The 4,538-nt window shown below is 70.0% G+C and carries 4 protein-coding genes and 1 pseudogene; 2 read left to right on the top strand and 3 right to left on the bottom strand.

Translation table 11 applies throughout. The features are described 5' to 3' along the window. Nucleotides 1-446, bottom strand: a pseudogene (locus ACILRF_RS14700) (DNA mismatch repair protein MutS); the annotation flags it as partial. Between the two features lie 196 nt (nt 447-642). Here ACILRF_RS14700 and ACILRF_RS14695 point away from each other — a divergent pair. Beyond that, entirely contained in the window at nt 643-1,017 is a 375-nt protein-coding gene (locus ACILRF_RS14695; RefSeq protein WP_395674183.1) for a c-type cytochrome, read from the top strand. 45 nt (nt 1,018-1,062) lie between these two features. Here the strand turns inward: ACILRF_RS14695 and ACILRF_RS14690 are convergent, their stop codons facing one another. Both ACILRF_RS14690 and ACILRF_RS14685 read right to left on the bottom strand, forming a co-directional pair. Continuing rightward, on the bottom strand, nt 1,063-3,129 hold the full coding sequence (locus ACILRF_RS14690; protein ID WP_395674181.1) for a PQQ-binding-like beta-propeller repeat protein: 2,067 nt from the start codon (nt 3,127-3,129) through the stop codon (nt 1,063-1,065). 135 nt (nt 3,130-3,264) lie between these two features. Continuing rightward, nucleotides 3,265-4,218: an ABC transporter ATP-binding protein gene (locus tag ACILRF_RS14685; protein WP_395674179.1), complete on the bottom strand. Its 954-nt coding sequence runs from the start codon at nt 4,216-4,218 to the stop codon at nt 3,265-3,267. 92 nt (nt 4,219-4,310) lie between these two features. Here ACILRF_RS14685 and ACILRF_RS14680 point away from each other — a divergent pair. Further along, on the top strand, nt 4,311-4,538 hold a 228-nt coding region (locus ACILRF_RS14680), incomplete at its 3' end, for a zinc-finger domain-containing protein (protein WP_395674177.1).

The following is a 4,538-nucleotide window of genomic DNA, read 5'->3' as shown; positions in this document are numbered from 1 at the left end:
CGGACGGCGACCGCGGCCAGCCGGTTCGCGCCGCGGGCGTCGAGCAGGCCGTCCTCCGTCAGGGTGCCGGGGGTGACGACCCGGACCACGTCGCGGCGGACCACCGACTTCGAGCCGCGCTTCTTGGCCTCGGCCGGATCCTCCATCTGCTCGCACAGGGCGACCTTGAAGCCGGCGCGGACCAGCTTGGCGAGGTAGGCCTCCATAGCGTGGGCCGGGACGCCCGCCATCGGGATTGGCTGGCCGCCGTGTTGGCCGCGCGCCGTGAGGGTGATGCCGAGGGCGGCCGCGGCCTTCTGGGCGTCCTCGAAGAACAGCTCGTAGAAATCGCCCATGCGGAAGAACACCAGGGCGTCCGGCTGCCGCGCCTTCGCATCGAAGAACTGGGCCATCACCGGCGAGGCGCCGGCGGCGTCGGGCATGGCGGTGGGCGCGGGCGCGTTCATGGACCGCGGACGCTACCCGATGCGACCGAGTCCGGGGAGCGGCATCGGCGCCGCATCCTGTGGATCGTTTGCCTTTGCGCCCGGGGGCTGCGACAGAGCGCGCCAGTCCGGTTTCGGCCGCGAAATCCTATCTGAGCAAAGATCGGACAAATTCGGGCCGTCATATGACAAGAACGAAGGAGACCCAGGTACCGTGATGTTGAACAGAATGGCTTTTCTCGCCGTCGGCGTCGTCGTCGCCGCGGCCCCTTCGCTCGTCACGGGTCAGGAAGCCTCCGCGCCCAATCGCGCCGTCTATGATTCGGCCTGTTCTTCCTGCCACGGCCCGACGATGGGCGGCGGACACGGGCCGCCGCTGCACGGCGAGACCTTCATGGAGAAGTGGCGGGGCAAGACCGCCGCCGAGCTGGCCAGCTACATCCAGATGACCATGCCGGCCGACTCTCCCGGCTCCCTCACCGACGAGGACACCGTCGGCATCGTCGACCTGATCATCCACGAGAACCGGCTGGCCGCGCGCCCCAAGGCGGGCGCGTCGCTGAAGGACCTCGAACAGATCAAGATCGACTGACGAAACCTGGCGCCCGCGAGGGCGCCGGGCCATCGCCCCGGCGCGTCAAAGCCCGAGGGCGATCCATTGCGGCGGCGGGCCGGGCGGCAGGCCGCAGGCGCGCTCTTCCGGCGGGCAGGCGTGGGGCTTCCAGTCCGGCTGGCCCGGCGAGCCGGACACCGCCACCAGCACGAACTGCTTGCCGCCAGCCGTGTAGGTGATCGGCGCTCCCGAGGTGCCGGCCGGCAGGGTGACCTCGGCGAGCACCTTGCCGTCGCGTTTGTCGAAGGCGCGGAACTTGTCGCCGTAGGACCGCTGCGGCCCGGCCATCAGCATGGTCGAGGCCCCCTCGCCGGCGAACACCAGCTCGCGGGTCGCGACGATCGCCGCCTTGCCCGGGGTGCCGAGCCACGGAAGGTTCAGGTGCTTGAGGCGCGGGTGGTTGCGCGGCCCTTCGCCGTTGACCGCCGACCACTTGATCTTGCCAGTAGCCATGTCGATCGCCACGACCCGGCCGTAGGGTGGCTTGATGAGCGGCAGGCCATCGGGGCCCATGGTCGCCATCTTCTGGATCGAGCCGTCGAGGTTATAGGCCACCGTGGCGTCCGGCATCTTCGGCTTCACCAGGCACCAGGCGGTCAGCAGGGTCGCGGCGACCGTGTAGTAGGTGTTCGTCTCCGGATCGTACGACCCGGAGTTCCAGTTGCCGCCGCCGTCGGAGCCCGGAAGCGTCAGCACGCCTTTGCCGCCGGGGCCGTCGTGGCACAGGGTCGGCGGCGAATAGGCTGGCCCGAAGACGTAGGACTTGGCCATGTCCTGGGCTTCGCGTTTCAGTTCGGGCGTGAAGTCGATCAGATCGTTGGGACTGACGGCGATACGGTCATAGGGGCCGGCGGCCGGCATCGGCTGGGTCGGCGACATCACCTCGCCGGGCACGGTCGACTTCGGAACGGGACGCTCGGGGGTCGGGTGGATCGGCTTGCCGGTCACGCGGTCCAGGGCGAACAGCTGCGGCAGCTTGCCGGTGACCATCAGCGCCTTGACCACCTTGCCGTTCACCCGGACGTCGCCGAGCACGGGCGGCGAGGCGAGGTCCCAGTCCCAGACGTCGTGGTGAATGGTCTGGTAGTGCCAGACCTTCTTGCCGGTCCGGGCGTCCGGAGCGACGACGGAGTCGCCGTAGAGGTTGTTTCCCGGCCGGGTCTGGCCGGCGCCCGGCGGATTGGGCGCCGAGAACGGGATGTAGACGTAGCCGAGCTCCGCGTCGGCGCTGATCAGTCCGTAAGAGGCCATAGCGCCGGCCAGGCCCGCCGCCGGGCCCCAGCTGGCGCGGGCCGGATCGCCGACCGCCGGCATCGGGCTGAATTCCCAGAGCTTGCGGCCGGTCCGGACGTCGTAGGCGCGGGCGACCTGCGGCTGGCCCGCCACCTGGTCGCCGGAGTCGTCGCCGCGCCCGCCGGTTCCGGCAGCGCCGCCCGGGCCTGAGCCGGCGCGACCGAGGACGATGATGTCGCCGATGATCAGCGGAGCGCCGGCGGCGCCGCCGCGACGGCCGTCTTCCGACAGGTTGATGCGGCCCTGTTCACCGAAACTCGTGACCGGCTTTCCGGTCTTGGCGTCCGTCGCATAGAGGAAGGAGCCACGGCCGGAGATGATCCGCACGTCATCCCCCGACCGCCACATCGCCACGCCACGGGCGCTGCTGCCGGCGACGTCGGCCGTCGCCTTCGAGAACGGCTGTTGGGTCCAGATCGTCTTGCCGGTCGCCCCGTCGAACGCCTCGACGAGGCCGGCGGCGTTCGAGGCGTAGACGATCCCGTCGACAACGATCGGCGTCGAGCGGAAGTAGCTGGTCGGCGTGTTGGAGGCCGAGAGCTGCGGATATTCGGCGAGCAGCGACGGCTCCAGGCCGGGGCGCGTCCAGACGATCTTCAGCCCGGCGACGTTCGCACGGTTGATGTCGTTCAGCCCCGAGTACCGCTGGAAGAGGTTTGAGCCGCCGACAGCCGGCCACTGGCCGGCGGGCGCGTCGGCGGCCGCGGCGGCGCCGGCGGAAAGGGCCAGCGCGCAGGCCGAGGCGGCGAGTGCGATGAGACGAGCGGGCGCATGGGCCCCGGTGGCGCGAAATTCCATTGTTTCCCCCGCCCGACCTCACGTCGGATCTGAGGCGTCACTCAACATTGAGGGGCGAGGCTTGTAAAGCGCCCCCTTACAGGCGGTGGTTGTCCGCGACGACCGGACAATCAGGACTGAGGCCGACGCCACGCCTCAGATCGCGCCGGCTTCCTCGGCGGCATAGGTCAGGCTGACGAAGACGTCTTCGAGGTCCGGGTCCTCGGTCGAAATGTCCCTGATGTGAAGGCCGGAGGCGCGGATCGCCGCCAGCACCTGCTCGACGCTCGACTGGCCGGTGCGGTAGCTGACCGAGAAGCCGCCGGACTTCAGAAGCCTGGTTTCGAACCCTGGGAGAGCCGGGGCGGCGGTCAGCGGCTCCTCGGGCGTGACCAGCACGTTGCGGGTGTCCATCCGCGACAAAAGCTTGGCCGTCGGCTCGCAGGCCACCACCAGCCCACGGTTGACGATGGCGATCTGGTCGCAGAGCTCCTGGGCCTCTTCCAGATAATGGGTGGTCAGGACGATGGTCACGCCCTGGCGGTTCAGCTCGACGACGTAGTTCCACAGCTGGCGGCGCAGCTCGACGTCGACGCCGGCGGTCGGCTCGTCGAGGATCAGCACCGGCGGATTGTGGACCATCGCCTTGGCGACCATCAGCCGGCGCTTCATGCCGCCGGACAACTGGCGGACATAGGCGTCGGCCTTGTCGGCCAGGCCGAGCGCCTGGAGCAGCTCGGCCGTCCGCCGTTCACGCTTGGGCACCGCATACATGCCGGCGGCGACTTCCAGCGCCTCTTTGGGGGTGAAGAACGGGTCGGCGGCGATCTCCTGCGGCACGACGCCGATGGCGGCGCGGGCGTCTCTCGGCCGCTGGTCGATGTCCCGGCCCCAGATGCGCACGGTCCCGGAGGTCTTCCAGGTCAGGCCGGACAGGATGTTGATGAAGGTCGACTTGCCTGCGCCGTTCGGCCCGAGCAGCCCGAAGATCGAGCCGCGCGGGATGGCGAGGTCGACGCCCTTGAGCGCCCGCATTTCCGGCGTGGTCTTGGTCGCGGCATAGGTCTTGACCAGGCCCTCGGCCTCGATCGCGTACTGAGGTAGGTCCATGCCCGTCCAATCATTGACGGCGAAAGCCGCGGTCCAGTACCTAGGCGCGCGTCGCCCGCAAGCCAAGCGGCGGCAATGAGAGGTTTCCGCCCATGGCCCGCCAAGTCCGCAAGAAGGTCGCCCAGACCCGTCCCGAGCCGGCGCCTGCCCGGCCGTCGCTGACGCCCGACCTGCCGGCGCCGGAAGTCGTCGTCATCCGCACCGGCCGCGTGGCCTGCGACGGCGTCGGCGGGGCGCTGGGCCACCCGCGGGTCTGGCTGGAGATGGGCGAGGCGACCTTCGTCGAATGCCCCTACTGCGACCGCCGCTTCGTGCTGGCC

This window comes from Phenylobacterium sp. (genome assembly GCF_044236515.1).
Classification (GTDB): domain Bacteria; phylum Pseudomonadota; class Alphaproteobacteria; order Caulobacterales; family Caulobacteraceae; genus Phenylobacterium.
This window is presented reverse-complemented; position numbering and strand designations above follow the sequence as displayed.

Bases quoted from the DNA above. Each gene is read 5' to 3' on its own strand.
- ACILRF_RS14695 (WP_395674183.1), top strand. From the start codon at position 643: ATGTTGAACAGAATGGCTTTTCTCGCCGTCGGCGTCGTCGTCGCCGCG.
- ACILRF_RS14685 (WP_395674179.1), bottom strand. From the start codon at position 4,218: ATGGACCTACCTCAGTACGCGATCGAGGCCGAGGGCCTGGTCAAGACC.
- ACILRF_RS14690 (WP_395674181.1), bottom strand. From the start codon at position 3,129: ATGGAATTTCGCGCCACCGGGGCCCATGCGCCCGCTCGTCTCATCGCA.